This is a genomic window from Streptomyces brasiliensis (genome assembly GCF_014647875.1).
GTDB lineage: Bacteria > Actinomycetota > Actinomycetes > Streptomycetales > Streptomycetaceae > Streptomyces > Streptomyces brasiliensis.
Window position 1 is genome coordinate 102,944 of record NZ_BMQA01000007.1, and the last position, 24,494, is coordinate 127,437.

Annotated in this window: 26 protein-coding genes and 1 pseudogene; 14 read left to right on the forward strand and 13 right to left on the reverse strand. The window is 69.3% G+C overall.

All coding sequences use genetic code 11. From position 1 onward, the window contains the following. The first annotated feature begins 59 nt into the window (after positions 1-59). Positions 60-1,151, forward strand: coding sequence for a metallophosphoesterase (locus tag IEZ19_RS13290; protein ID WP_268248629.1), 1,092 nt, complete (start codon positions 60-62; stop codon positions 1,149-1,151). Positions 1,152-1,332: 181 nt separating this feature from the next. Beyond that, positions 1,333-2,199, forward strand: a complete 867-nt coding sequence (locus IEZ19_RS13295; protein WP_189311356.1) for a hypothetical protein — start codon at positions 1,333-1,335, stop codon at positions 2,197-2,199. 144 nt (positions 2,200-2,343) lie between these two features. Here the strand turns inward: IEZ19_RS13295 and IEZ19_RS13300 are convergent, their stop codons facing one another. Continuing rightward, the gene (locus IEZ19_RS13300; RefSeq protein ID WP_229840278.1) at positions 2,344-3,330 is read right to left on the reverse strand and encodes a WD40 repeat domain-containing protein; all 987 of its coding nucleotides are present in this window, start codon (positions 3,328-3,330) and stop codon (positions 2,344-2,346) included. Between the two features lie 121 nt (positions 3,331-3,451). Continuing rightward, positions 3,452-3,550, reverse strand: a pseudogene (locus IEZ19_RS50605) (DUF6233 domain-containing protein); the annotation flags it as partial. A 94-nt stretch (positions 3,551-3,644) separates the two neighbouring features. Here IEZ19_RS50605 and IEZ19_RS13305 point away from each other — a divergent pair. Further along, a complete protein-coding gene (locus IEZ19_RS13305) occupies positions 3,645-3,920 on the forward strand; it encodes a hypothetical protein (protein ID WP_189311357.1) in 276 nt (91 codons plus the stop codon). Further along, positions 3,917-5,230 carry a PP2C family protein-serine/threonine phosphatase gene (locus IEZ19_RS13310; protein WP_229840280.1) on the forward strand — a complete coding sequence of 438 codons (1,314 nt, stop codon included), beginning with the start codon at positions 3,917-3,919 and terminating at the stop codon, positions 5,228-5,230. Before IEZ19_RS13305 ends, IEZ19_RS13310 begins: the two co-directional genes overlap by 4 nt. Before the next feature lie 105 nt (positions 5,231-5,335). On the opposite strand, the gene thiC is transcribed toward IEZ19_RS13310, so the two are convergent. Next, positions 5,336-7,174, reverse strand: coding sequence for a phosphomethylpyrimidine synthase ThiC (gene thiC, locus IEZ19_RS13315; protein WP_229840282.1), 1,839 nt, complete (start codon positions 7,172-7,174; stop codon positions 5,336-5,338). Between the two features lie 242 nt (positions 7,175-7,416). Between thiC and IEZ19_RS13320 the strand changes: the two genes are divergently transcribed. Then, on the forward strand, positions 7,417-7,593 hold the full coding sequence (locus tag IEZ19_RS13320; protein ID WP_189311358.1) for a hypothetical protein: 177 nt from the start codon (positions 7,417-7,419) through the stop codon (positions 7,591-7,593). Positions 7,594-7,680: 87 nt separating this feature from the next. On the opposite strand, the gene IEZ19_RS13325 is transcribed toward IEZ19_RS13320, so the two are convergent. From IEZ19_RS13325 to IEZ19_RS13340, 4 genes are all read right to left on the reverse strand, one after another. Beyond that, complete coding sequence (locus tag IEZ19_RS13325) at positions 7,681-8,118, reverse strand: SsgA family sporulation/cell division regulator (RefSeq protein WP_189311359.1); 438 nt, start codon at positions 8,116-8,118, stop codon at positions 7,681-7,683. Positions 8,119-8,216: 98 nt separating this feature from the next. Further along, positions 8,217-9,074 (reverse strand): IclR family transcriptional regulator, encoded by an 858-nt coding sequence (locus IEZ19_RS13330; RefSeq protein WP_189311360.1) that lies wholly within the window; start codon positions 9,072-9,074, stop codon positions 8,217-8,219. A 198-nt stretch (positions 9,075-9,272) separates the two neighbouring features. After that, a complete protein-coding gene (locus tag IEZ19_RS13335; protein ID WP_189311361.1) occupies positions 9,273-9,485 on the reverse strand; it encodes a DUF5326 family protein in 213 nt (70 codons plus the stop codon). Between the two features lie 142 nt (positions 9,486-9,627). Continuing rightward, on the reverse strand, positions 9,628-9,945 hold the full coding sequence (locus IEZ19_RS13340; RefSeq protein WP_189311362.1) for a cupin domain-containing protein: 318 nt from the start codon (positions 9,943-9,945) through the stop codon (positions 9,628-9,630). A 59-nt stretch (positions 9,946-10,004) separates the two neighbouring features. Here IEZ19_RS13340 and IEZ19_RS13345 point away from each other — a divergent pair, with 59 nt between their 5' ends. The 5 genes from IEZ19_RS13345 to IEZ19_RS13365 all read left to right on the forward strand — a co-directional run bounded on the left by IEZ19_RS13345 (position 10,005) and on the right by IEZ19_RS13365 (position 13,719). After that, the gene (locus tag IEZ19_RS13345; protein ID WP_189311363.1) at positions 10,005-10,385 is read left to right on the forward strand and encodes a phage holin family protein; all 381 of its coding nucleotides are present in this window, start codon (positions 10,005-10,007) and stop codon (positions 10,383-10,385) included. Between the two features lie 7 nt (positions 10,386-10,392). After that, entirely contained in the window at positions 10,393-10,884 is a 492-nt protein-coding gene (locus IEZ19_RS13350) for a low molecular weight protein-tyrosine-phosphatase (RefSeq protein WP_189311364.1), read from the forward strand. Then, positions 10,881-12,017 (forward strand): cystathionine gamma-lyase, encoded by a 1,137-nt coding sequence (locus IEZ19_RS13355; protein WP_189311365.1) that lies wholly within the window; start codon positions 10,881-10,883, stop codon positions 12,015-12,017. The genes IEZ19_RS13350 and IEZ19_RS13355 overlap by 4 nt, the downstream gene beginning before the upstream one ends. Before the next feature lie 226 nt (positions 12,018-12,243). Then, positions 12,244-13,149, forward strand: coding sequence for a LysR family transcriptional regulator (locus IEZ19_RS13360; protein WP_189311366.1), 906 nt, complete (start codon positions 12,244-12,246; stop codon positions 13,147-13,149). Between the two features lie 87 nt (positions 13,150-13,236). After that, positions 13,237-13,719 (forward strand): NUDIX domain-containing protein, encoded by a 483-nt coding sequence (locus IEZ19_RS13365; protein ID WP_189311367.1) that lies wholly within the window; start codon positions 13,237-13,239, stop codon positions 13,717-13,719. A 615-nt stretch (positions 13,720-14,334) separates the two neighbouring features. On the opposite strand, the gene IEZ19_RS13370 is transcribed toward IEZ19_RS13365, so the two are convergent. Then, a complete protein-coding gene (locus IEZ19_RS13370; RefSeq protein WP_189311368.1) occupies positions 14,335-14,967 on the reverse strand; it encodes an HAD family hydrolase in 633 nt (210 codons plus the stop codon). Positions 14,968-15,161: 194 nt separating this feature from the next. Between IEZ19_RS13370 and IEZ19_RS13375 the strand changes: the two genes are divergently transcribed. Then, positions 15,162-16,028 (forward strand): GNAT family N-acetyltransferase, encoded by an 867-nt coding sequence (locus IEZ19_RS13375; RefSeq protein WP_189311369.1) that lies wholly within the window; start codon positions 15,162-15,164, stop codon positions 16,026-16,028. An 80-nt stretch (positions 16,029-16,108) separates the two neighbouring features. Here the strand turns inward: IEZ19_RS13375 and IEZ19_RS13380 are convergent, their stop codons facing one another. After that, positions 16,109-16,528 carry a GlcG/HbpS family heme-binding protein gene (locus tag IEZ19_RS13380; protein ID WP_189311370.1) on the reverse strand — a complete coding sequence of 140 codons (420 nt, stop codon included), beginning with the start codon at positions 16,526-16,528 and terminating at the stop codon, positions 16,109-16,111. Positions 16,529-16,636: 108 nt separating this feature from the next. Further along, on the reverse strand, positions 16,637-17,845 hold the full coding sequence (locus tag IEZ19_RS13385) for an MFS transporter (protein ID WP_189311371.1): 1,209 nt from the start codon (positions 17,843-17,845) through the stop codon (positions 16,637-16,639). Between the two features lie 142 nt (positions 17,846-17,987). Here IEZ19_RS13385 and IEZ19_RS13390 point away from each other — a divergent pair, with 142 nt between their 5' ends. Together IEZ19_RS13390 and IEZ19_RS13395 are read left to right on the forward strand one after the other, a co-directional pair. After that, positions 17,988-18,446, forward strand: a complete 459-nt coding sequence (locus IEZ19_RS13390; RefSeq protein ID WP_189311372.1) for a MarR family winged helix-turn-helix transcriptional regulator — start codon at positions 17,988-17,990, stop codon at positions 18,444-18,446. 9 nt (positions 18,447-18,455) lie between these two features. Then, complete coding sequence (locus IEZ19_RS13395) at positions 18,456-18,908, forward strand: GNAT family N-acetyltransferase (RefSeq protein ID WP_189311373.1); 453 nt, start codon at positions 18,456-18,458, stop codon at positions 18,906-18,908. 88 nt (positions 18,909-18,996) lie between these two features. On the opposite strand, the gene IEZ19_RS13400 is transcribed toward IEZ19_RS13395, so the two are convergent. From IEZ19_RS13400 to dnaB, 3 genes are read right to left on the reverse strand one after another with little or no spacing between them, the layout of a single operon-like run. Continuing rightward, entirely contained in the window at positions 18,997-20,382 is a 1,386-nt protein-coding gene (locus IEZ19_RS13400; RefSeq protein WP_189311374.1) for a serine hydrolase domain-containing protein, read from the reverse strand. Positions 20,383-20,419: 37 nt separating this feature from the next. Then, positions 20,420-21,097: a M15 family metallopeptidase gene (locus tag IEZ19_RS13405; protein WP_189311375.1), complete on the reverse strand. Its 678-nt coding sequence runs from the start codon at positions 21,095-21,097 to the stop codon at positions 20,420-20,422. A gap of 54 nt (positions 21,098-21,151) precedes the next feature. Then, the gene (gene dnaB, locus IEZ19_RS13410) at positions 21,152-22,630 is read right to left on the reverse strand and encodes a replicative DNA helicase (RefSeq protein ID WP_189311376.1); all 1,479 of its coding nucleotides are present in this window, start codon (positions 22,628-22,630) and stop codon (positions 21,152-21,154) included. 459 nt (positions 22,631-23,089) lie between these two features. Here dnaB and IEZ19_RS13415 point away from each other — a divergent pair, with 459 nt between their 5' ends. Further along, positions 23,090-24,427, forward strand: coding sequence for an MATE family efflux transporter (locus IEZ19_RS13415; protein ID WP_189311377.1), 1,338 nt, complete (start codon positions 23,090-23,092; stop codon positions 24,425-24,427). The last annotated feature ends 67 nt before the right edge of the window (positions 24,428-24,494 follow it).

Sequence of the window (24,494 nt, forward strand, 5' to 3'; positions counted from 1 at the left end):
GCCCACGACACCGCGGGCCGCTGCGACCAGGCGGTCCGAAGCGGTACAGATGCGGCGCGATGGTGGAGGGGTCGATGACTCAAGGGGCCGGTCAGGGACCCGAAGTGGAGCGCACGGCGACGTTGCGCGACTTCCGGGTGCCCGCGTACGTCCACGAGACCGGTCCGTACGCCGACAGCACCCGCCCCGGCGACACCGCCCCGCCCGCCGAGGAGACGTACCCCGAGGGCTACACGCCCACCCGGCGCGACCTGCCCGTCATCAACCGCGGCGACACGCTCCAGGTGAGCGTCGATCCGGCGGCCGGCCCGGCCGCGCAGCCCGACAACGGCCCCGGCCCGCTCTATGTCGTCGGCGACGTCCACGGCTATCTCGACCAGCTGCTCGCCGCCCTCCAGGAACAGGGGCTGATCGATTCCGAGGGCCAGTGGTGCGCGGGCACCGCACGGCTGTGGTTCCTGGGCGACTTCACGGACCGCGGCCCCGACGGCATCGGCGTCATCGACCTGGTGATGCGGCTGTCCGCCGAGGCAGCCGCGGCCGGCGGCTACTGCAAGGCCCTCATGGGCAACCACGAACTGCTGCTCCTCGGTGCCAAGCGGTTCGGCGACACCCCCGTCAACTCCGGTGCGGGTACAGCCACTTTCCAGGCGGCCTGGCTGCTCAACGGCGGCCAGAAGACCGACATGGACCGCCTCCAGGACCACCATCTGCAGTGGATGGCCCGCCTGGACGCCGTCGAGGAGGTCGACGGCTATCTGCTCGTCCACTCCGACACCACCGCCTACCTCGACTACGGCGACTCGATCGAGGCCGTCAACGACACCGTCCGCGAGACGCTCACACGCAACGACGCGGACGAATGCTGGGACCTGTTCCGCAAGTTCACCAAGCGGTTCTCCTTCCGCGACGAAGGCGGCGCGGACGCCGTGCGGTCGCTGCTCGATACGTACGGCGGCACCCGGATCGTTCACGGCCACAGCCCGATCCCCTATCTGCTCGGCGAGGTCGGCTCCGAGGACGGCGAGGACACGGGCGGTCCCGTGATCGAGGGACCGCACGTCTACGCCGAGGGACTCGCCATCGCGATGGACGGCGGAGTGACCATGGCCGGAAAGCTGCTGGTCCGGCAACTTCCCCTGGATACCTGAGCGTTCAGGGGGCAGGCGTCCCCCGACGGAATACGTGCAGGCCCGCGCCCAATTTCCGGCAACCCCCTGTCACCGCGTGCCGTCACGGCTCTACCATCGACTTATCCGTAGCAGGCTCCCCTCCGTTTCTGCCCGACGGCTCGCCGGCGTGCGAGCCCCAAGCCCTACGGAGCATCGGGGGATGCACATGAACAGCGTTCCGCAGCACCTGCTGAGCGAGGACCGCCAGGAATACGAGCGGATCCTCGATGAGGCGCTGCGCTCCGCACCAAACCGCCCTGAACTGGCCGCTGTCGGACAGCGGCTCAACCCGGAACAGCTGCGCACCATGGCGCTCAACGCCACCGCACTCATCGCGGCGGCCGCGGCGACCGAGTACCAGCACTATGTGAAGGTCCGCGAGGAACTGCGCCGGCCGACGCCGTCCACCCCGTCGTCCGCACCCGAATCCGGCTCCGGGGAGCCGGGCTCGGGCGCGATGGGGCTCGCCACCACCCTCGGCGAGGCCGCCGAGACCGCAGGCGCGGGTGCCGTCGCCATCGTCGCGGTCCTCGCCCCTGTCCTCGCCGGAACCGCAGCGGCGATCTTCCTGCTCGTCGGCTACATCCTGAAGATGATCGACCCCGCGCCGGCGTTCGCCCAGACCATGATCACCACGGGCTGGGTGTTCGGCGCCGTCGCCGCGGCCGCGATCCTCCTCGCCGGAGTCGGACTGCTGCTCACCGCTCTGCGCAACAGCCCCTCGCTCGAGGCCGGACCGTACGGCGCGGCGGACGCCGAAGTCGCCCGGGCCAAGGACGCCTGGGCGGAGGCTCTGCTGGAACGCGGCATCCTGCCGTTCCTGTGCGACGCGCTGGCCGACCCCGGTGCGCCCATGGTGCGCCGTACGGCCCCGTCGGCCCCGGTCAGCCGCATGCCGCGCCTCGGCTACGACCGCCCGGGCTTCAGCAGCCCCGAAGAGGGCTCCCTCCCGGGCCCACGCCCGAGCTTCTCCAGCCCGGACTACACGAGCCCGGACTTCGGAGGCCCGGAACACCAGCCGGAATAACCCGGCTTGCGCCCCCGCCGCGGGGCGCAGGCCGGACACCCGGCCGGGCCCGGAACCGCCCTCCGCTACCCACCAACAGTGGTTTCAGGCCATGTCCCCGAAGGACCGAGCGGCCGACGATGCCGACGGTCCCCCACCCCGCCCTCACCCTCCCGCGTCCGGCAACGGGAGAACGGCTATGCCTCCGGCCACGGCGATTGCCAGACACGTCCCGTCGGGATGCAGCGCCGCGACCGGTGTCGGGACGTGGGTGACGCCGTACGGCCCTTCTCTGCGCGCCACTTCCACCTCGGGCCACTCCGCGAGCACCGCGCCGGTCGTCACGTCGACCAGTCGGGGACGACCGTGCAGGGAAACCACTCTGCCCCCGCCCGCGATCAGCGTGCCGGCCTTGAAGCCGACCGGGTTGCGATGCAGCCATCCCCGCCCGGACAGCGACCACACCCCGAGCCGCCGAGGACCGAACGCCGGAGCTTCGTCCTCGTCGAGGAAGTCCTCGTCCCCGGTCGCCACCACCAGACGGTCGTCGTCGAGCCAGCAGGCCGACTCCACCTCGGCGTCGATGTCCGCCTCGGCCAGCAGCGTCCCGCGCCCGTCCAGAACGGCGGGGTCCTTCAGCGCGCCGTCCAGGTCGAAGACCTCGACGATCCCGTACGGATGCCACACCCATCCGGCGACCAGCAGATGCCGGCCGTCCGGAGTCACCGACAATCGGGAATGGAACACGTCCTTCGCCTCACGGGCGCCAGCGGTGAGCCGCTTCCCCGACTCCACCTCCTCCATCTGCAGGACGTCGTACTCGTCCGGACAGTGGACCAGGACCTCCCGGCCGTCCGGCAGGCTCCCCAGCGTCACCGGGTAGTCGAAGTCCTTGGCGTGGTAAGGGCTGCGCGTCAGCTCCCGGACGACGCGTGCTCCGTCGAGCACCAGAGCCGTCGTCCCACGCTCGGCGTACACGACGCTGTAGCGCCCGGACGGCGATACGACAGCCCGGTCGACCCCGGCACCGTGACCGGGGTGCACCCGGCGCTCGACCCCACCGGCGTCCCAGGCAAGCCCGCCGACCACCTCGACCAGCTCACCGCCCCGCCACACCAGCGACCGAACGGAGGCCGCAGTCTCCACCAGCACCCAGATCCCCCCTGACCACTCGATCCCTACAGTGTTCCGGCGTCAGGCCAGTGGGACCAGTGCGTGTTCGGCGGGAGCGTCGGCGCATCCACCCGGTCCACCGCCTGGCCAGGCTCCCCGATCAGGCGACGCCGGTGCCCAGTTCGGTGTCCGACCGGCAGTACACACAGGCTGGAACGTCATGCCGCGGCGCATCGAGTGCCTGCGCCCGGCTGACCGGACGGCATCCACATTCGGCCTAATGGGCGGGTCGGGCCGTTTGGCCGTGTCACGCTGTGGTCTTGATTGATCACGGTCGTGTCAGGAGGCCGGGGGTGTACCGCTCACGTGAGTGGCTGTTTGAGCGGATCCGTCGCGACCGCCGAGTGGATCTTACGGATTCGCCGCGGGCGTCGGCCCACTGGTACCGACTGAGCCGGAACACGGTCGCCAAGGCGCTGAGGTGTCCGGTGCCGTTGCAGCGGCATAAGCCGCCGCCGCGCAAGAGCGTGCTGGAGCCGGTGGCGGGTTTCACCAATGCGATCCTGCGAGAGGATCTTCGGGCGCCGACGAAGCCGCTCAAGGCTGCTCAGACCGACCGGAGCTCATGATGCCAGGGAAGAACGAGGACCCCCCCGAGCAGCCGGCCAGCCTGCGTCTGGGCGCCGAGCTGCACCAGATCGCCCACCACCTGAGGATGCTGGCCCGGGCCCAAGACCGCCTGCACGACCTCTACGAAGCCGTCATCGACCGGGACGAGGATCTGTCCGCGGTACTGCAACTGATCGCCGAGACCGCCAAGGAGCTGGTCGGTGCGCGTTACGCCGCGCTGGGCGTGCTCGACGAGGACGGTGAACGTCTCGCGCAGTTCATCCCCGTGGGCATGTCGGAGCAGGAGAAAGCCGACATGGCCGACGTGGACCCCCCACAGGGACGCGGACTGCTGGGACATCTGATCGCACACCCTGAACCACATCGACTCAACGACATCGCGGCCCACCCCGACTCGGCCGGCTTCCCGCCTGGTCATCCACAAATGCGCACCCTGCTGGGAGCGGCGATCAACATCCGCAACAAGACCTATGGAGACCTCTACGTCGCCGAGCGGCGCGACGGGCACCCCTTCGACTCCCACGACGAAGCCCTGATCGTCGCCCTCGCCTCGGCCGCGGGCCTGGCCATCGACGACGCCTGCCTGATGAGGCAGACCCGACTGGACGCCGAGTACTTCCAGCGCATGCTTCTACCGCAACTGCCCGACCTCCAGCCGTTCGACGCCGCCGCCATCTACCACCCCGCCACCAGCCCCAGCCATATCGGCGGAGACTGGTACGACGCCCTCCTGGTCGACCACGCCTGCGCAGCCGTCATCGGCGACGTCGTCGGACACGACCTGAAGGCCGCCGCCGCCATGGCTCAGACCCGCAACATGCTGCGCGCCCTGCTGTACGACCTACGCGCCACGCCCAGCGCCGTCCTCACCCGCCTGGACCAGATCCTCACCGCCGTCACCGACAGCCCCATCACCACCGCCTGCCTGGCCCGCATCGAACCCGACCGACCGACCGGCTGGCGGCTGCGCTGGAGCACCGCGGGCCACCTCCCGCCGCTGCTGCTCCCGCCGGGCCGCCCGGCCCGCTACATGGAGGCAGACCCCGACGTGCCGCTCGGCGTCGACCCCAGCCTGCCGCGCTTCGAGCACACCCGCCCCCTGCCCGCCGGAGCCGTCGTGATCCTGTTCACCGACGGGCTTGTCGAGCACCCCCGGCGCTCTGTCGGGGAGGGCCTGGAACGGCTCGCCGCCCTCGCGAGCGAACACGCCGCTCTGCCGCTGCGAGCCTTGATCCAGGCACTGGTCGACAACCACCCCGGAGACGGCCACGACGACATGGCCATCCTCGCCCTACGCACCCCACACTGATCGTGGCTGCCGATCAGAGTGTGTGCCTCGCGTCCGAAGGCGGGTGACCTGCCGCCGGCAAGCAGGCAGTAGGGACAGGCCTTCAGGTCTGCCCCCTTCGCCATGTCAGTCGGCGATCGGCAGGTACACCCTGTTCCCGCCGGCCGCGAACTCCTTCGACTTCTGGAGCATCCCCTCAGCGATGTCCTCGGGTGACGCTCCCTCAACCGCCGCACCACCGAACCGCTCCGTGATGCTGTGACTGATCTTCATCGAGCAGAACTTCGGCCCGCACATCGAGCAGAAGTGGGCCGTCTTGGCCGGCTCCGCCGGGAGGGTCTCGTCGTGGAATTCCCGAGCCGTGTCCGGGTCCAGGGCGAGGTTGAACTGGTCCTCCCACCGGAACTCGAAGCGGGCGTCGGAGAGGGCGTTGTCCCAATCCTGCGCACCTGGGTGCCCCTTGGCGAGGTCGGCTGCGTGGGCGGCGATCTTGTAGGTGATGACGCCGGTCTTGACGTCGTCACGGTTGGGCAGGCCGAGGTGTTCCTTGGGCGTGACGTAGCAGAGCATGGCCGTGCCCCACCAGGCGATCATCGCGGCACCGATGCCGGAGGTGATGTGGTCGTACGCAGGAGCGACGTCCGTCGTCAGGGGGCCGAGCGTATAGAACGGAGCCTCATCGCAGATCTCCTGCTGAAGGTCGATGTTCTCCTTGATCTTGTGCATCGGGACATGTCCCGGGCCCTCGATCATCGTCTGTACGTGGAAACGCCTGGCGATCCGGTTGAGTTCCCCGAGAGTCCGGAGTTCCGCGAACTGCGCCTCGTCGTTGGCGTCCGCGATGGAGCCGGGCCGCAGGCCGTCGCCCAGCGAGTACGTGACGTCGTAGGCGGCGAGGATCTCGCACAGTTCCTCGAAATTCTCGTACAGGAACGACTCCTTGTGGTGCGCGAGGCACCACGCCGCCATGATCGAGCCGCCGCGCGAGACGATGCCGGTCTTGCGGCCCGCGGTGAGCGGCACGAACGGCAGACGCACGCCCGCGTGGACCGTCATGTAGTCCACGCCCTGTTCGGCCTGCTCGATGACCGTGTCCTTGTAGATCTCCCAGGTCAGTTCCTCGGCCCGGCCCTCGACCTTCTCCAGCGCCTGGTAGAGCGGCACCGTGCCGATGGGGACGGGGGAGTTGCGCAGCACCCACTCACGGGTGGTGTGGATGTTGCGCCCGGTGGACAGGTCCATGACCGTGTCGGCGCCCCAGCGGGTCGCCCAGGCCATCTTCTCGACCTCCTCCTCGATGGAGGACGTCACCGCCGAGTTGCCGATGTTGGCGTTGACCTTCACCAGGAACCGCTTGCCGATGATCATCGGCTCGATCTCCGGGTGGTTGACGTTCGCCGGCAGAACCGCTCGGCCCGCCGCGATCTCCTCGCGGACGACCTCAGGAGAAACGTTCTCCCGGATGGCCACGTACTCCATCTCCGGCGTGATCTCGCCCCGGCGCGCATAGGCGAGCTGTGTCACCGCCTCGCCGTCACGGCTGCGACGCGGCTGGCGCGGGCGCCCCGGGAACACCGCGTCGAGGTTACGCAGGCCGCCGCGCGGCGAGGTGTGCTTGATTCCGTCGTCCTCGGGACGGACGGGACGGCCCGCGTACTCCTCGGTGTCCCCGCGGGCGGTGATCCAGTTCTCACGCAGCGGCGGCAGGCCCCTGCGGACATCGGTCTCGACGAGTGGGTCGGTGTACGGGCCGGAGGTGTCGTAGAGCGCGACCGACTGCCCGTTGGTGAGGTGCACCTGACGGACCGGCACGCGCAGGTCGGGGCGCGAGCCCTCGACGTACCCCTTGTGCCAGCCGATGGACTTCCCGGCCTCCCCGTTCGACGAGCTGTTCACGGAACCGCTGGTGGCACCGCTCGTCGCGTTCTGCGCGGAGGCAGGCGTGCGTGCGTCCTTGATGGTCATGAGACCTACTCCCTACGCCGGCATTACCCGGTAACAGGTTCGGCGGTCGACGCAGCGGTTTCCGTCCGGTCGGTGTCGCATGCGAAACATCACTTGTTCCACGTGAAACATCGCAAAGACGGAGGTCAGCGCCCTCTCAGCCCGGTGCTCCGAGCTCCCGCGTGTGCAAAGGTGCCTCCACGCTAGCGTCAATTCGGGCGCGGTGAACAGAGGCCCCCATCCGTTCTTGCGATGATCGGTCGGTGACCACGACAGATCAGCACCCGTACCCGCCACCCGAGCCGCCACGCAGACGCGGCCCCGGACAGGGCGTCGGCCCCGGCTACGAAAGCCGGGACTACGACGGCCAGGAGACGGCGCCCGCGGGGACCCAGCCGGTCGCGGCGCGCGGCGGGAGGGGCAGGCGCCGTAAGAGGTGACGCCCGGGCAGCGCGGTGCGTCACCAGGGCGCGCAGAAGCGTTCCTGCAGACTGCGGACCGGCGCTTCGGATCGCCGCCGTATCGCTTCAGCCGGCGCTCTGTTCCTCGGCCAGGATGCGGTCCAAGGCCTCGTCGAGATGGGCGTCGAAGTCGGCGAGCGCCCCCTCCTGGCCGAGCGGCACCAGCTTGTCCGTGCGGTCCAGGAAGGCCACCAGGGGCGGCGCCGAGGAACGGAACACCGCCTGGTCACCGCCGACCTGAAGCCGGATCAGCACCTCGCCCAGCGTCTCGGGGTCGGTGGGCGCGATGTGCACGTCGCCGTCCCCACACGGCCGGCCCACCCCGTCGATCAGCAGCTCACGCCCGAACGCCCAGGTCACCGGGGCGTCCCCCGGCAGATGGAAGGTCAGCCGCACGGCATAGGGATCACAGGTCTCGTAACCCAGCTCCACCGGGATGCGGAAGGAGAGCTCCTCGGACACGAGAAAGCTCATCATGACCTCTGCCTGTACGGACTCGCGCATCGCCTACCCCGTCATTGACACCGACTGGCCTGGAATGACCCCATTGACACTGGTGGCATCTTGCTGAACGTACACACCAGATCACAAGGAGTAAGTTTTCAGATACTGATAGAGAGCGCGAGCGACCCCAGACGGTGCCCTACCTCGGCCTGCAGCCGCTGGGCCGCGGGCACCAGCCGGTCGGCCTGATGGGCGGGCAGCGACAAGGCCACCGTGGCCGCCCTGGCGCCGAAAGTGATCGGGATCGCCGCGCAGACCGTCCCGAGCGCATACTCCTGACGCTCAGTCACCGGCTCCATCCGCCGCATCCGCTCCAGGCGCCGGAGCAGATACTGGTCGTCACGCACGGTGTACGGCGTGAGGGACTGCACGGCGTAGCGGCCGAGGTGGTCGCGGCGGGCGCCGTCGTCCAGCTGGGACAGCAGACACTGCCCGATGGCGTGTGCGTGCCCGGTCTCGCGGAAGTCGGCCCACTCCGCCACCGCCGGATTGCCCGGGGTGTCGGAGACGCACAGTACCTCGATCTCGCCGTCGCGGTACGCCGCGTAGTAGACGGGCGCACCGATGGAATCGCGCCATTCGGCGAGCGTGGCGGCGATCGTCCTGCGACGTTTCTGCTGCGCCCCGCTGCTGCCCAGCCGCTCGGCCGCCTCCCCCAGGAAGAACAGGCCCCTGTCGCGCCGCAGATAGCCCTCGTGGACGAGGGTGCGCAGCAGGTGGTACGCCGTGGGGAGGGCGAGGCCCGTCTCGCGGGCCAGTTGTTTGGCGGGGGCGCCGTGCTCGTGCTCGGCGACCGATTCCAGCAGGCGCATGGCGCGCTGCACGGAGCCGATGAGGGTCGCGGAGTTCGGCGACTCGGAGACCGCCGTCCCCGACGGCCGCTGCACCGGGGGTGCCGAGGAGCGCGCGGCGGGGGGTGCGTGCGGTTCTGCGGGTGCGGTGTCGAGCGTGGCCAAGGGACACTCCGGGAGCGCGAGGGGGCAGCCCGTGCGGGGAAACACGGGTCGGGGTGTACGCCGCCCGCGGGGCTGGACCCCGCGTGGAGTTCCGGACTCTAACCGCCTGCCACCGCTCGCAGACGGCTGGTCCGGGAAACTTCCCTCGCGCGAGGGAACCGGTGATTTCCCGTTACCGTCACCGGTTTCCCACGGTGCTCACCAGTCGCTGCGCGACGAGGAGCTCGACATGAACTTACGCACGATGTAGATCAGTCCGCCGACCAGCGCCACGAAGATCAGCGCCTTGAAGAGCAGGCCGATCACGAAGCCGATCACGGTCGCTATCAGGCCGCCGAACACGACCAGGGCGATGACAGGCACCGCGACCCACTTCACCCACCACGGCAGTCCCGCGAAGATCTCTCGCATGGCCCTCGTCCTTTGCAGTCTCGTCTGTCGGCACGTATTCGGTGTCCTTCACCCGATGCTAGAACCGCGAGGGGTCTTCGCGGGCGCCCCGCACCCCCTGTCCTCCCCTGAGCGTTCCCCTAGGGAACCCTGAGGTGCGGGATCAGGCCTCGGGCGGAGAGAAGACCACCAGGACCCTGAGGTCCTCGCTGATGTGGTGGAACTTGTGGGCGACGCCGGCCGGGACGTACACCACGCTGCCGCGTGCCACCTGGGTCGTCTCCAGACCGACCGTGATGGAGGCACGGCCACTGACGACGAAGTACACCTCGTCCTGGTTGTGCGGCGTCTGCGGGTCGTGCTCGCCGGCGTTGAGGGCGTAGAGGCCGACCGACATGTTCCGTTCGCGCAGAAACTGCAGGTAGGCGCCTTCGTTGGCGGCTCTCTCCGCCTCCAGTTCGTCCAGCCGGAATGCCTTCATGGTGCTTGTCGCCCTCGCCCCGCTGCTCGTCGCCGATCTCGTCTGCCACGATCAGACACATGAAGAATTTCGTAGTCAAGACGATCGCGAACGCGGGCGCCCTGGCGGTCGCCGTATGGCTGCTCGACAAGATCACCCTGACCGGTGACAGCACGGGCAAGAAGATCGGCACACTGCTGCTGGTCGCCTTGGTCTTCGGTCTGGTCAACTTCCTGGTCAAGCCGATAGTCAAGGTCCTGACCTTCCCCCTGTTCATCCTCACGCTCGGCCTGATCACGCTGGTGGTCAACGCGCTGATGCTGCTGCTGACCTCATGGGTGGCCGGCAAGCTCGACCTGAGCTTCCACGTGGACGGCTTCTGGACCGCCGTGCTCGGCGGCCTGATCATCTCGATCGTCTCCTGGGCGCTCAACGTCGTCCTGCCCGACGGCAAGGACTGATCCCCCGATGACCTACCGCGTCTGCTTCGTCTGCACCGGCAACATCTGCCGCTCCCCGATGGCCGAGTCCGTATTCCGCGCGCGCGTGTCGGAGGCGGACCTCGACGGCCGTATCGAGGCCGACAGCGCCGGCACCGGGGACTGGCACGAGGGCGAGGGCGCCGATCAGCGCACCGTCTCCGTCCTCGAGACGAACGGCTATGACATCGACCACACCGCCCGCCAGTTCCAGGCGTCGTGGTTCTCCCGTCTCGACCTCGTGATCGCCCTCGACTCTGGTCACCTCAGGGCCCTGCGCCGTATAGCGCCCACGGAGGAGGACGCCCGGAAGGTGCGGCTGCTGCGGTCGTACGACTCCTCCGCCGGGGACGACCTCGACGTCCCGGACCCGTACTACGGAGGGCTGGACGGTTTCGAGGAGTGCCTTGAGATGGTGGAGGCGGCGAGCGAGGGCCTGCTCGCTGCCGTACGGGAACAACTGGAAGGACAGGCCGCATGAGCGACTCCACGAAGGACGGCGACGGCACGCGCGCGGTGCGCGCGGGACTGCCCGAGCCGGTCAAGAACGAGCCGACACTGCCCGGGCCGGTGTTCGCCGCTCACTTCCATCTGCCGGGCGAGGTGGCCGGCCCGTACTCCTACGGCCGTGACGACAACCCGACCTGGACCCTGCTCGAGCGCGCCATCGGCGAGCTGGAGGCGCCCGGACGGGACGGCGTGGAGACGCTGGTGTTCGCCTCCGGCATGGCCGCCATCTCCGCGGTGCTGTTCTCCCAGCTGCGCGCCGGGGACACTGTCGTACTGCCGTCCGACGGCTATCAGGTGCTGCCGATGGTGCGCGCCCAGTTGGAGGCGTACGGCATCGAGGTGCGCACCGCGCCTACCGGCGGCGACGCCCAGCTCGACGTCCTCGACGGAGCGAAGCTGCTGTGGATCGAGTCGCCGTCGAACCCCGGGCTCGACGTGTGCGACATCCGGCGGCTGGTCGAGGCGGCACACGCGCGTGGAGCCCTCGTGGCCGTGGACAACACCCTTGCGACGCCGCTCGGGCAGCGGCCGCTGGAGCTGGGCGCCGACTTCTCCGTGGCCAGCGGCACCAAGCAGCTCACCGGGCACGGAGACGTCCTGCTGGGATACGTCACCGGCCGCGACGCGGAGGTGATGGCCGCCGTACGCCGGTGGCGCAAGATCGTCGGGGCCATTTCGGGGCCGATGGAGGCGTGGCTCGCGCACCGCTCCATCGCCACGCTCCAGTTGCGCGTGGACCGGCAGTGCGCCACCGCGCTCGTGCTGGCGGAGGCCCTGCGGGCGCGGCCCGAGGTGAGCGGGCTGCGCTATCCCGGGCTGCCCGACGACCCTTCGCACAAGATCGCCTCGCAGCAGATGCGGCGCTACGGCTCCGTGGTCTCCTTCACGCTGCCCACGCGCGCGCGTGCCGAGCGATTTCTCGAGTCGCTGCGGCTGGTGGAGGACGCGACGAGCTTCGGCGGGGTGCGGTCCACGGCCGAACGGCGCCGCCGCTGGGGCGGAGACGCCGTCCCGGAGGGCTTCATCCGGTTCTCGGTCGGTGCCGAGGACGCCGAGGATCTGGTGGCCGACGTCCTGCGCGCGCTGGACGAGTCGGCGCAGTGACCGGATGACGGAGGCCTGACCGGGGGCGGCTACGTACAACGGACGGTCCGAGCCTCCCCCCTCGTGGCTCGGACCGTCCCCGGTTCCGCGCGCGAAGAACCGCGCGAACAAGGCTAGTTGACTCTGTGTCAGTGTCCAATCACTGTAGCGACAGAGACCTATCGACTTATTTATAGTTGGGCCCTGCTCGGGGGCTGGGGATGGGCAGGGAAGGGGAGGGCGTGCCATGGATCTGGCCTTGCTGCGCACTTTTGTGACCGTGCACCGGGCCGGCTCCTTCACTCGCGCCGCCGCACTGCTCGGCCTTTCGCAGCCGGCCGTGACCTCGCAGATCCGGACGCTGGAGAGACAGGTGGGCCGGCCGCTGTTTCTGCGGCAGGCCCGCGGAGTGACTCCGACGACCATCGCCGACGAACTCGCCCACAAAGCGGCACCGCATCTCGACGCCCTTGTGGAGATAGCCGAGACGGGCCTCGACGACGAGTCGGCCCTACGGACCCTGCACCTCGCCGGTCCCCCGGAATTCACCGCAGAACGCGCCCTTCCCGCCCTCACGGAACTCACCGGCGACGACGGCCAGGCCTTTGCGCTGCGCGCTTCCTTCGGAAACGCCGAGGAGATCCTGGAAGGACTGGCCGCCGGGCATCACGATCTGGCCATCAGCACGGCCCGTCCGCGGGGTGCCCTGCTCACGGCGACTCCGCTCTGCGACGAGGAGCACGTGCTGGTCGCCGCCCCGCGCTGGGCCGAGGAGATCGATGAGGAGCAGGTGTGCTGCAAGGGGGCACCCGCGCTGGAGAACCTGCCGGTCATCGAGGTCCATGAGTCGCTGCCCTTCGTCTCCCGCTACTGGGCATCGGTGTTCGACTGCCGCCCGGCGGCCACCGGCACCGTCATCGTGCCCGACCTGCGCGCGGTGCTCGCATGCACGATCGCGGGCGCGGGCCTCGCGGTGCTGCCCCGCTATCTGTGCGCCGCGGCCCTCGCGTCCGGTGACATCGTCGCGCTGCACGATCCCGCGGTGCCGCCCCTGCGGACGTACTTCCTGGTGATGCGCACCGGCACGCTCGCCATGCCGCATGTCGCACGGGCGCACGAGTGGCTCCAACGGGCGGCCGTGCACTGGGGCTGAGCACCTCGGCGGGCGAATCACGCCGTGCGGTCGGACAGTGGCGCTTTGCGATGTTTCACCTGGAACCAGCCGGGCCACATTTCCTCCATGACCGTCCGACCCGTGGTCAAGCGCACCGCTCGCGCCGTCCTGCTCGACGGTGACGACCTCGTCCTCATCAAGCGCACCAAACCCGGTGTCGATCCCTACTGGGTCACTCCCGGTGGCGGGGTCGAACCGGAGGACCCGACCGTCGTCGACGCCCTGCACCGCGAGGTGCACGAGGAACTCGGCGCCAAGATCACCGATGTGGTGCCCTGCTTCGTGGACACCGTGGAGCACATCGGCGAGGACGGCGGCACGACCGGCGTGAAGGTGCAGCACTTCTTCGTCTGCCGGCTGGAGTCCATGGACCCGGCCCTGCGCCACGGTCCCGAAGTGGACGAGCCCGCGGGTGAGTACGAGATCGTGCGCGTGCCGTTCACCCGCGTCGGCATCGCCTCCGTCCACCTCGTCCCGCTGTCCCTGAGGCACTATCTGGACGGCAACATCGAGGGCGTACGCGCCATGCACGCCCCGGACCTCGGCTGAGGCTGTACTCCGGCAGGCGCGGCAGCAGCAGGGGGAGGCTGCGCGCCGACGGGCGTGTGAGTGGCGGGATGCGGCTGCGCGGGCCGGCAGAATACGGCTGCGCTTCGCCGGGCACAGGGGCATACGGCCGGGCGCCTGTGGGCGAGGGAGCCGAGGGGCCGAGTGCCGGTATTCGTTCCTGCGCCGTGGGAGCCGGGCTCGTGGGAGCCGGGCCGCCGTGAGAGGCGGGAGTGTCCGTCGTCGGGCGTGAGGCGTCCGTGGTCGCATATGGAGGAGCGCCGTCGGTCCCCTGACGGCCCACCGGTCGTACGACGGCTGGGCGGCGGACCTCGTCGGGTTCCCGGTCATCGCCCGGCGGCGCGTCCGGCGGCATCTTACGCGGCGTGTACCAGCCGCCCGCGCCGTTGTCCGCCACCCTGGTGGTCGGAGCGTCCATGGTGTGCCTCGCCTCGAACATCTTTCGGTCGGTCTGGGCACTTCCTCGTCGGGAAGAAACCCGCTTCCCCCCGCGGACGGCTAGCCGTTCCCGCTCCAGCCAAGCGGCCGGTGAGGCCACCACAGCATCACATCCAGAGCGAATACCCATGCAAGAGGTGAAACCAATAATTCCCTCAACTACCGGGCATCACGCACCAATTCATAGGCATCCCATAGATTCCGGCCCGTGTACGAGTGTGTCGCGAGACCGGCGAGATGCCCGTCCGCGTTGACCGCGACGGACACTGGCACCGAGGCGAACAGGTCCTGGTCCGACATCGAATCCCCGTAGGCCACACAGTCGGCTCGCCGCACTCCGAACTCCGCGCACAGCCGGTCCGCGATCCGCACTTTGGCAGCGGCGTTGAGGACTCCGGCCGGATCCACCGGCTCGGTGAACGGTACGGCGGGAAACCGTGATCCGAATGCCGCGTGCGCGCCCCAGCCAAGGAGCCGTTCCACGAAGAAGGACGGGGAGAGCGAGACCACCGCGCAGTAATCGCCCGTACTTCTGATCTCCGCCCAGACCTCCCGGATGCGGGCCAACCAGGGAGCTTCCGCGAAGGCCGTGGCCACATGTGCCTCGGTGAGATCGGCCCAGAGGTCGTACACCTGCACCGCATACTCGGGCGAACCTATCCGCCCGGCCGAGATGGCTTGATCCAGCGCCACCGTCTCGGCTTCCCGCCCCAGTTGCCGGGATATCTCCACGGGCGCGGAGGTGCCGTGCAGCAACGTGCCGTCGAGATCGAAGAGATGAAGTCGCGCCATGAGCCCCGAGGCTAATCGGGACGGGTCCGTTTCTTCGATGAATTCGCAGGTTGCTCGCCGTTCGCCCGTGTTTCACGTGAAACACCTCGCGCCCGTCCGGATGGCGTGCTGAGAACCACGACATGACCAAAAGGACGTGTGTCTCCACCGAAACAGGTGGACGCGGGGGGTACAGGTCGGACAGCCTGACCTGCGTGCCGACTCCTTTCCTCGCCGCTCTGCCCATCCGCCGTCTGACGCTTCGTGATCTCAGCGCCTGCGCAGACCTGTCAGAAGACCGGGGGTGGCCTCGGGAGGAACACAAGTGGGGCTTCCTCCTCACCGCGGGAAAGGGTTACGGCATCGACGACCCCGACGGCGGCCTCGTCGCCGCATGCGTCGTCACCGAGTACGGCCCGCAGGACCGTCCGGATCTGGGTGCCATCGGCATGGTCCTGGTCGCCGAACGGTACGCCCGCCAGGGCGTGGGACGCCGGCTGATGCGCCACATCGTCTCGGCGATGGGGACCACGCCACTGACGCTGCACGCGACACCGTACGGTCGCCCGCTGTACGAGGAACTCGGCTTCAAAGTCACCGGCCGGGCGGAGATGCTGCGGGGCCACTTCACACCGGGCGAGCCGGAGCCCCGGGTGGCCACGCGTGCGGCCACCGCCGAGGACCTCACGTCGATCCTCCGGCTGGACGAGGAGGTGTTCGGCGCCGACCGCACGCACATCATCACGCGGCTGCCGGCCTTCGCCGACCGACTGCGCGTGGCAGAGGAGAACGGCCGTCTCATCGGATACGCGGGCGTCTGGCCCAACATGGACACGCATGTCATCGGCCCGCTGATCGCTCGCGACCCGGAGACGGCCAAGGCCCTCGTCGCCTCGCTCGCCGCCCACACCGACCGTCCGCTGCGCACCGACATCGACGTACGGCACGAGGATCTGCTGGCGTGGGCGAAGGAGCGCGGGCTGGCCTCCGTGGCCTTCAACGCCGTCATGACGTACGGCACCACGGAGCTGCCCGGCGACTGGACCCGGCGGTTCGCACCGGTGACAGTGGCAGCGGGCTGAGCGGCTGATACGGCGGCGCCGGCCCCCACTCCACGGTGGGGGCCGGCGTCTTCGTCGTCGGTGACTCAGGTGTCGGTGACTCAGACGAGCGCCGACACGGCCGCGAGGGCGAAGCCGTGGTCCTGCTCCGGCGCGCCTCCGCCCACACCGATCGCGCCGATCAGTCGGCCGTCGCGGTGGACCGGGATGCCGCCCGCGATGAACAGCAGGGGCCGGTCGAGCGCGGTGGGCAGGGTGTGGAAGAGACCGCCGGGCTGGACGGCGTCGACGAGATCCGCTGTGGGGGCATTGAGCTGGAGGGCCGTGTAGGCCTTGCGGGTGCTGGTCTCTCCGGAGATCAGCACGGCGCGGTCGTCCCGCCGGAAGGCGAGCAGATGGCCACCGGCGTCCAGGACGGTGACGCTGACCGTGACCCCGGCGGCCTCGGCCACGCGGCGGGCCGCGGTGACGAGGAGCTCGGCGTCCTGGGTGGTGAGCGGGGTGACGGTGGTCGTGCTCATGGAGAGTTCTCCCTGGGTGGTGCTGAAGGGGTGATTTCAAGGGGTGCCGGCGAGGGGGCTGCCAGGTTCATATGCGGGGCCGGAGACCGGCCCCGCAGCCCCGACGTCTCAGTGGTGAACCGCCGTGCGCTGCCGCGCGGGCGTGCCGCCGGCCACCACGACGCCGGGGGCGTCGGCCCGGTGCTCCAGGGCGGCCGAGAGGATGGCGAGGACGAGGGCGGCCGCGGCCAGGGCGGCGCCGACCCAGTTGGGGGCGGTGTAGCCGAAGCCGGCCGCGATGACGATGCCGCCGAGCCAGGCGGAGAGGGCGTTGCCCAGGTTGAAGGCGCCGATGTTGACGGCGGACGCCAGCGTGGGAGCGCCGTGCGCCTGGTCCAGGACCCGCTTCTGCAGCGGCGGGACGGTGGCGAAGCCCAGGGCGCCGATGAGGGCGATGGTCACGGCTGCCGCGATCTTGTTGTGCGCGGTGAGAGTGAACACGGCGAGCACGACGGCAAGGGCGCCGAGCGAGACGTACAGCATGGGCATCAGAGCGCGGTCGGCGAACTTGCCGCCGACGAGGTTGCCGCCGACCATGCCGAGGCCGAAGAGCACCAGCAGCCAGGTGACCGAGCCGTCGGCGAAGCCGGCGACGTGGGTCATCATCGGCGCGATGTAGGTGATCGCCGCGAAGACTCCGCCGAAGCCGAGGACGGTCATCGCCATGGCGAGCAGGACCTGGGCGTTCTTGAAGGCGGCCAGTTCGTGGCGCAGATGCACTCCCTCGGGCCTGGGCAGCTCGGGGACCAGCTTGGCGATGCCGACCAGGCCGACGACGCCGAGCGCGGCCACGATGCCGAAGGTGACGCGCCAGCCGACCTGTTGTCCGACGAGGGTGCCGAGCGGGACGCCGACGACGTTGGCCACGGTCAGGCCGGTGAACATCATCGCGATGGCCCCGGCCTTCCTGTCGGGGGCGACCAGTTCGGCCGCGACGACCGATCCGATGCCGAAGAAGGCGCCGTGGGCGAGGGAGGCGACCACGCGTCCGATCAGCATCACCGCAAAGACGGGCGCCACGGCGGAGAGCAGGTTCCCTGCGATGAACAGGCCCATCAGCACCATCAGCATCCGCTTGCGCGGGACCTTGGTGCCGAGCACGGTCATCAGCGGCGCGCCGATCACCACGCCGAGCGCGTACCCGGTCACGAGCAGGCCCGCGGTGGGGATGGAGACCCCGAAGCCGCCCGCGACCTCGGGCAGCAGGCCCATGATCACGAATTCGGTCGTTCCGATTCCGAAGGCCCCGATCGCGAGGGCCAGAAGCGCGAGAGGCATGAGGAGGTATACCTTCCCAGACGATTGCAGGAGCGCTTTGCGTGCGTTCACAATAGTTGCAGACGCGGACTATATGCAAGCACAGGATATTGCGACCCTGCTCTATCCTGGTTCCAGCCGCTCCGGGACGGAGGAAATGCCAATGACAGCGACGGACCCCGCGCTCACCGCCCTCGCCCAGGGCTGGTCCGCCCTTGCCCTGCTGCACGGGAGGATCGAGGCGCACATCGAGCGCGTCCTGCAGGCGAAGCACGACCTGAGCGTGCGCGAGTACTTCCTGCTCGACGTGCTCAGCCGGCAGCACGACGGCGACGGAGGTCATCTGCAGATGAAGCAGGTCGCCGACGCGGTCGTCCTGAGTCAGAGCGCCACCACCCGGCTGGTCACGCGCCTCGAGGACCGCCGCCTCCTGGAGCGCTATCTCTGCCCGACGGACCGACGCGGCATCTACACGAACGTCACCGCCGCGGGGCTCAAGCTGCTCGATGCGGCGCGTCCGACCAATGACGCCGCCCTGCGCGAGGCCCTCGACGAGGCGGCCAGGAACCCCGAGCTGGCTCCGCTGGTCCGCGTCGTAAAGTCGCTGAACGTACCCGCATAGGGTGCGGACATGGGAGATCTTGAAATACGCGCCGCCGTCGCCGACGACATCCCTGCGATCGTCGGCATGCTCGCCGACGACCCACTGGGCGCGCAGCGCGAGTCACCCGACGACATCGCGCCGTATCTGACCGCGCTGGAGCGACTGGACGCGGATCCGAACCAGCACTTGGTCGTCGCCGTGAGCGACGGCCGCGTGATCGGCACACTCCAGCTCACGGTCATTCCGGGACTGTCCAGGCGCGGTGCGACGAGGTCGATCATCGAGGCGGTACGCATCGACGCCGACGAGCGCGGCAGCGGTCTGGGGACACGGCTCATCGAGTGGGCCGTCGACGAATCCCGGCGCCTGGGCTGCCAGTTGGTGCAGCTGACGTCCGACAAGTCACGGACCGAGGCTCACCGCTTCTATGAACGGCTCGGGTTCACGCCCTCACACCTGGGATTCAAACTCCAGCTCTGAGGTCCGGCGCGCTCCCGGGAGCGGAAGAAGCGGCGTGTTTCACGTGAAACACGCCGCTTTCCCTTGATGCCTCCGCGTTCGATGGCGTCTAGCCGATCCCGCGCCACCCCTCCGGATCCACACCACCCGGCACCGGAGCCGCCTCGTCGTACGGCTGACGCGTGAACACGAACGAGCCGAGGTCGAGATGGCTCGCGGATCCGTCAGGACGCCGTACGGCCCGCAGGACCTCTCCCGCGTAATAGCCCTCGAGACCCGTCCAGGTGCCGTCACCATTGGCCCGGAACCGCGAGCGGCGGCCCTTGCCGGACAGCGGTTCCAGTGAGACGAGACCGTCGGCGGTCACCCTCAGGGCGAAGCCGTATGTGCCCCAGTACCATGGGCCCGCCAACTCCAGTACCGATCGGTCGACTTCGCGCAGGGGCCGCCAGGGCTCGGGGATCCTCGGCTCCGCCTCGGCGACGATGCGGATCAGATCGGCGCCGACCGCCGACAGCAACGGGCCCGAGGTGCAATTGGCCAGGACGACGGCGGCGACGTCGTCCTCGATACTGATGGTGAGGTTTGCCAGGAAGCCCGGGAGCGAACCGGAGTGACCGACAAGAAGCCTGCCGTCACGGTGCTGGACCTGCATACCGAGTCCGTAGGCGGCGCCGTCGACGACGTCGGCCGCTTCGGCCGGTGCCGCGGGCGTGCGCATCTCCCGTACGGACTCCGCGCTCAGCACCCGGTCGTCCCCGTTCGCCAGGAAGACCGCGAACCGGGCCAGATCTCCTGTGGTGGACCACAGTTGACCTGCCGGAGCCATACGGCCGAGGTCCTCGACGGGCTCCGGAAGGAGCGCGTCGGCCCAGGGATGCACGGCCCAGCCGCCCGCATGCGGTGCCCGCGGCTGTGCGCCGGTGCGATCCAGACCAAGGGGTTCCAGCACCTCGCGCCGCAGCACCTCCTCCCAGGGCGCACCACGTAGCTCCTCCACCAGCGCGCCCAGCAGGGTGTAGCCCGGGTTCGAGTAGTGGTGCCGCCGGCCGACGGCATGCACCAGGGGCTGTTCGCCGAGCACATCACTCAGTTCGGGGCGCAGCGACCCCGGCGTCCGCTCCCACCACGGCGCGGGTGACTCGGCCGCCAGCCCGCCCGTGTGCGCGAGCAACTCGGCGATCATGGCCTCCCCCGCGCCGGTGCCCGGCAGGTGCTTCTCCAACGGGTCACCCAGATCCAGCACGCCCTCGTCACGCAGCCGCAGCACGAGCACGGCCGTGAACGTCTTCGTGATCGACCCGATCCGGTACTGCACGTCCTCGTCGGGCCCGTGCCCGTCCACGGAGGTCCGCGACCCGTGCCACACGGCCCGGCCTCCCCGCACCACCGCCGCCACCAACGACGGCGCCCGTCCCGCGGCCTGCGCCACGGCAATCCGATGCACCAAAGCCCGCCGTGTACCGGGAAGCAACTCTTCCGAAGATGTCGTCATACCCCCAGTCCACCGGCTGGGATCGCGCGCGTCGAGTTCATTTCCCCGGGGTCGGCGGCCCGTCGAGCTCCCTGGGGCCGTAGGGGGCGGCTTCCGCTCCTGTCGTCAGCGCCCAGTAGCGGTCTCCGTACGACCAGTGCCACCACTCGGTCGGGTAGTTGACCAGACCGGCAGCCATGAGCGCCCTGCTCAGGATGTCCCGGTGCGAACGGGCCTCCTCGCTGATGTCGACGGCCCGGGTGTAGCAGGCGCCGGCGCTCTCCTCCGGGGTCGCGTTCATCCGCGTACCCAGGTCGAGTTCACGGCCGTCGTCATCGGCGAGCGTCAGGTCGACGGCCGCCCCGGCGCTGTGCGGCGCGATCTCGGGCGGAGACACATAGCGGCTGGCCGCGGAACGGACCTGCTCAGCGGTCCATTCCGGGTGATCGACTCGCAGTTCGCCGGCGTATGCGTCGAAGTACTGGCGCTGAAGGGACGGCGGCCGATACCCCTCGACGAACAACAGCCGCAGCCCCCGTGGGAGTTGCTTCTGCGCTTCGAGGAGGCGGTCGAGCACTCCTTCCCGAAGATGGGCGAAGGCGCCGGCGGCGTCGTGCCACTTCCGCTCGTCGACCAGCAGGCGGCCATGCCGCCGGACATCCATGAGCCGTTCGCCGCACTCCTCGACGGGCACGGCCGCGACCCTCGGGTCGGACATCAGAATGATCTCGGTCATGCCGCGATCATCTCCCGGGCCACAGGAACGAGACAGGCCCGCGACCGACGAACGTCAGGTCTGCGCCATGTCCACGAAGCGTGAGTAGTGGCCCTGGAAAGCGACCGTGATCGTGGCCGTGGGGCCGTTTCGGTGCTTGGCGACGATCAGGTCGGCCTCGCCCGCGCGGGGAGACTCCTTCTCGTACGCGTCCTCACGGTGCAGCAGGATGACCATGTCGGCATCCTGCTCGATCGACCCGGACTCACGCAGGTCGGAGACCATCGGCTTCTTGTCGGTGCGCTGCTCGGGGCCACGGTTGAGCTGGGAGAGCGCGATGACCGGGAGCTCCAGCTCCTTGGCGAGGAGCTTGAGGTTACGGGACATGTCCGAGACCTCCTGCTGACGGCTCTCGGCGCGCTTGGAGCCGCCGGACTGCATCAGCTGGAGATAGTCGATGACAACCAGCTTGAGGTCGTTGCGCTGCTTCAGCCGACGGCACTTGGCGCGGATCTCCATCATCGACAGGTTCGGGGAGTCATCGATGTAGAGGGGAGCCGCGGACACGTCCGGCATCCGGCGGGCCAGGCGCGTCCAGTCCTCGTCGGTCATCGTGCCGGACCGCATGTGATGCAACGCGACACGTGCCTCGGCGGACAGCAGACGCATCGCGATCTCGTTCCGGCCCATTTCGAGCGAGAAGATCACGCTCGGCAGGTTGTTCTTGATCGAGGCCGCCCGCGCGAAGTCCAGCGCCAGCGTGGACTTACCCATGGCAGGACGGGCCGCGATGACGATCATCTGGCCGGGGTGCAGCCCGTTGGTGAGGGAGTCGAAGTCGGTGAAGCCCGTGGGCACACCGGTCATCTCGCCGCTGCGCGAGCCGATCGCCTCGATCTCGTCGAGCGCGCCCTCCATGATGTCGCCGAGCGGCAGATAGTCCTCGCTGGTGCGCTGCTCGGTGACCGCGTAGATCTCGGCCTGCGCACGGTTGACGATCTCGTCGACGTCGCCGTCGGCCGCGTATCCCATCTGCGTGATGCGCGTCCCGGCCTCCACCAGGCGGCGCAGGACGGCCCGCTCGTGGACGATCTCCGCGTAGTACTCGGCGTTCGCCGCCGTGGGCACCGTCTGGACGAGACCGTGCAGATACGAGGCGCCGCCGACCTTGTTGATCTCGCCGCGCTTGGTGAGTTCGGCCGCGATCGTGATCGGGTCGGCCGGCTCGCCCTTCGCGTAGACATCGAGGATCGCCTGGTAGATCGTCTCGTGCGCGGGCTTGTAGAAGTCGTGGCCCTTGAGCAGCTCGACCACGTCCGCGATGGCGTCCTTGGACAGCAGCATGCCGCCGAGAACGGACTGCTCCGCGTCGAGGTCCTGCGGCGGCACCCGTTCGAAGGACGAACTGCCGCCGTCCCAGGCACCGTTCTCCCGGCCCCGGTCGTGCTGGTCGTCACGGATTCGGCCGGTGTCGCCGCGCCGGCGGGCGGCAGGCAAACGATCACCGGGTCCACTGTCGGCCCACGGGTCGTCCAAGGGCTCGGAAATGCTCATCGAGCCACCTCCTCCCGTCCGCCCGGCGGACCTCGCCATGCCCTCAGTTCTACGGCACGACACTGACAATTCGAGAGGCCCAACTCCGGTTCAGACGCGTCGGTTTTGTGACGTTTCCGAGTCCGCCGCACGGAGCGGGCGCCGGACCACGTTAGGCCCCTCGGCACCGTCAGCCAATCTGGTTATCCACAGGCCATGTGGACGACGGCCCCTATGCTGTGGAGAACTCGGCCAAACCTGTGCACGACCCGGTGGACAGTGCTGTGAACAAGCCCTCGATCATCTCAGAAGAACTAGCCTGACCAGCACTTTTCCCATCCACCGGCTGTGCAGAAGAAAAACTTCCTCAGTCGGACCAAGATCGGTTCGAACAGGACGCAAGAGCGCATGCCACGAGACTGACAGTAAGGGGTGCAAGCAGATTGCATCTCTTACCTGTGGACGATTAGATTAGTGCTCATGCCACAGGCTTCCGTGATCCCGAAGGCTACTCGACGACGCCACGATCGGGAGATCGTCGCACTGGCAGTCCCCGCCTTCGGCGCGCTCGTCGCCGAGCCCCTGTTCGTCATGGCCGACAGCGCGATCGTCGGCCATCTCGGCACCGCCCAGCTCGCCGGTCTCGGCGTCGCTTCGGCTCTGCTCACGACGGCCGTGAGCGTCTTCGTCTTTCTCGCCTACGCCACCACGGCGGCCGTCTCCCGACGTGTCGGCGCAGGCGATCTGCAGTCGGCCATCCGCCAGGGCATGGACGGCATCTGGCTGGCCCTACTGCTCGGCGCCGCCGTCATCGCCGTCGTGCTGCCTCTGGCCCCCGCTCTCGTCGACCTCTTCGGTGCCTCGCCCACGGCAGCCCCGTACGCGACGACCTACCTCCGGATCTCCGCCCTCGGGATTCCGGCCATGCTGACCGTACTCGCCGCCACCGGCGTACTGCGCGGGCTCCAGAACACCAAGACCCCTCTCTATGTGGCCGTCGCGGGGTTCGTGGCCAACGCGGCCCTCAACGCCGGACTCGTCTACGGCGCCGACCTCGGCATCGCCGGTTCCGCCTGGGGCACCGTCATCGCCCAGTGCGGCATGGCCGCCATCTACCTCGCCGTGGTCGTCCGCGGCGCTCGCCGGCATGGAGCGTCGCTGCGTCCCGACGCCGCCGGGATCCGGGCCTCCGCCCAGGCCGGTGTACCGCTGCTCGTCCGCACGCTCTCCCTGCGGGCGATCCTCATGATCGCCACGGCGGTCGCGGCCCGCCTGGGCGATGCGGACATCGCCGCCCATCAGATCGTCCTGTCGCTGTGGAGCCTGCTCGCCTTCGCGCTCGACGCCATTGCGATCGCGGGGCAGGCCATCATCGGACGCTACCTGGGCGCGGACGATCCCCGGGGTGCCCAGGACGCCTGCCGTCGCATGGTCCAGTGGGGCGTGGCCACCGGCGTGTTGCTCGGCCTGCTCGTGGTGGCCGCCCGGCCGCTCCTGCTGCCCCTGTTCACCGGTGACCCGGTAGTCAAGGACGCCGCACTGCCCGCACTTCTGCTGGTGGCGCTGTCCCAGCCGATCTGCGGCGTCGTCTTCGTCTTGGACGGCGTGCTGATGGGAGCAGGCGACGGGCCGTACCTCGCCTGGGCCATGGTGATCACTCTCGCGGTGTTCAGCCCGGTGGCTCTGCTCGTGCCCGCGCTCGGGGGCGGCCTCACCGCGCTCTGGGCGGCGATGACGCTCATGATGGCGGTCCGGCTGCTGACCCTCTGGGCGCGTGCCCGTTCCGGACGCTGGATCGTGACCGGCGCGACCCGCTGACCGTTTCACGTGAAACACCGCGGTCCCGTACATGAGTTGGGCCAAACGCGAGGGGCCGCACCCGGGA

Bases quoted from the DNA above. Each gene is read 5' to 3' on its own strand.
- IEZ19_RS13365 (WP_189311367.1), top strand. From the start codon at position 13,237: ATGACCGTCCGACCCGTGGTCAAGCGCACCGCTCGCGCCGTCCTGCTC.
- IEZ19_RS13340 (WP_189311362.1), bottom strand. From the start codon at position 9,945: ATGAAGGCATTCCGGCTGGACGAACTGGAGGCGGAGAGAGCCGCCAAC.
- IEZ19_RS13380 (WP_189311370.1), bottom strand. From the start codon at position 16,528: ATGAGCACGACCACCGTCACCCCGCTCACCACCCAGGACGCCGAGCTC.
- IEZ19_RS13360 (WP_189311366.1), top strand. From the start codon at position 12,244: ATGGATCTGGCCTTGCTGCGCACTTTTGTGACCGTGCACCGGGCCGGC.
- IEZ19_RS13400 (WP_189311374.1), bottom strand. From the start codon at position 20,382: ATGACGACATCTTCGGAAGAGTTGCTTCCCGGTACACGGCGGGCTTTG.
- IEZ19_RS13290 (WP_268248629.1), top strand. From the start codon at position 60: ATGGTGGAGGGGTCGATGACTCAAGGGGCCGGTCAGGGACCCGAAGTG.
- IEZ19_RS13335 (WP_189311361.1), bottom strand. From the start codon at position 9,485: ATGCGAGAGATCTTCGCGGGACTGCCGTGGTGGGTGAAGTGGGTCGCG.
- IEZ19_RS13295 (WP_189311356.1), top strand. From the start codon at position 1,333: ATGCACATGAACAGCGTTCCGCAGCACCTGCTGAGCGAGGACCGCCAG.
- IEZ19_RS13370 (WP_189311368.1), bottom strand. From the start codon at position 14,967: ATGGCGCGACTTCATCTCTTCGATCTCGACGGCACGTTGCTGCACGGC.
- IEZ19_RS13385 (WP_189311371.1), bottom strand. From the start codon at position 17,845: ATGCCTCTCGCGCTTCTGGCCCTCGCGATCGGGGCCTTCGGAATCGGA.
- dnaB (WP_189311376.1), bottom strand. From the start codon at position 22,630: ATGAGCATTTCCGAGCCCTTGGACGACCCGTGGGCCGACAGTGGACCC.
- IEZ19_RS13350 (WP_189311364.1), top strand. From the start codon at position 10,393: ATGACCTACCGCGTCTGCTTCGTCTGCACCGGCAACATCTGCCGCTCC.
- IEZ19_RS13395 (WP_189311373.1), top strand. From the start codon at position 18,456: ATGGGAGATCTTGAAATACGCGCCGCCGTCGCCGACGACATCCCTGCG.
- IEZ19_RS13310 (WP_229840280.1), top strand. From the start codon at position 3,917: ATGATGCCAGGGAAGAACGAGGACCCCCCCGAGCAGCCGGCCAGCCTG.
- IEZ19_RS13390 (WP_189311372.1), top strand. From the start codon at position 17,988: ATGACAGCGACGGACCCCGCGCTCACCGCCCTCGCCCAGGGCTGGTCC.
- IEZ19_RS13355 (WP_189311365.1), top strand. From the start codon at position 10,881: ATGAGCGACTCCACGAAGGACGGCGACGGCACGCGCGCGGTGCGCGCG.
- IEZ19_RS13415 (WP_189311377.1), top strand. From the start codon at position 23,090: ATGCCACAGGCTTCCGTGATCCCGAAGGCTACTCGACGACGCCACGAT.
- IEZ19_RS13325 (WP_189311359.1), bottom strand. From the start codon at position 8,118: ATGCGCGAGTCCGTACAGGCAGAGGTCATGATGAGCTTTCTCGTGTCC.
- thiC (WP_229840282.1), bottom strand. From the start codon at position 7,174: ATGACCATCAAGGACGCACGCACGCCTGCCTCCGCGCAGAACGCGACG.
- IEZ19_RS13405 (WP_189311375.1), bottom strand. From the start codon at position 21,097: ATGACCGAGATCATTCTGATGTCCGACCCGAGGGTCGCGGCCGTGCCC.
- IEZ19_RS13345 (WP_189311363.1), top strand. From the start codon at position 10,005: ATGAAGAATTTCGTAGTCAAGACGATCGCGAACGCGGGCGCCCTGGCG.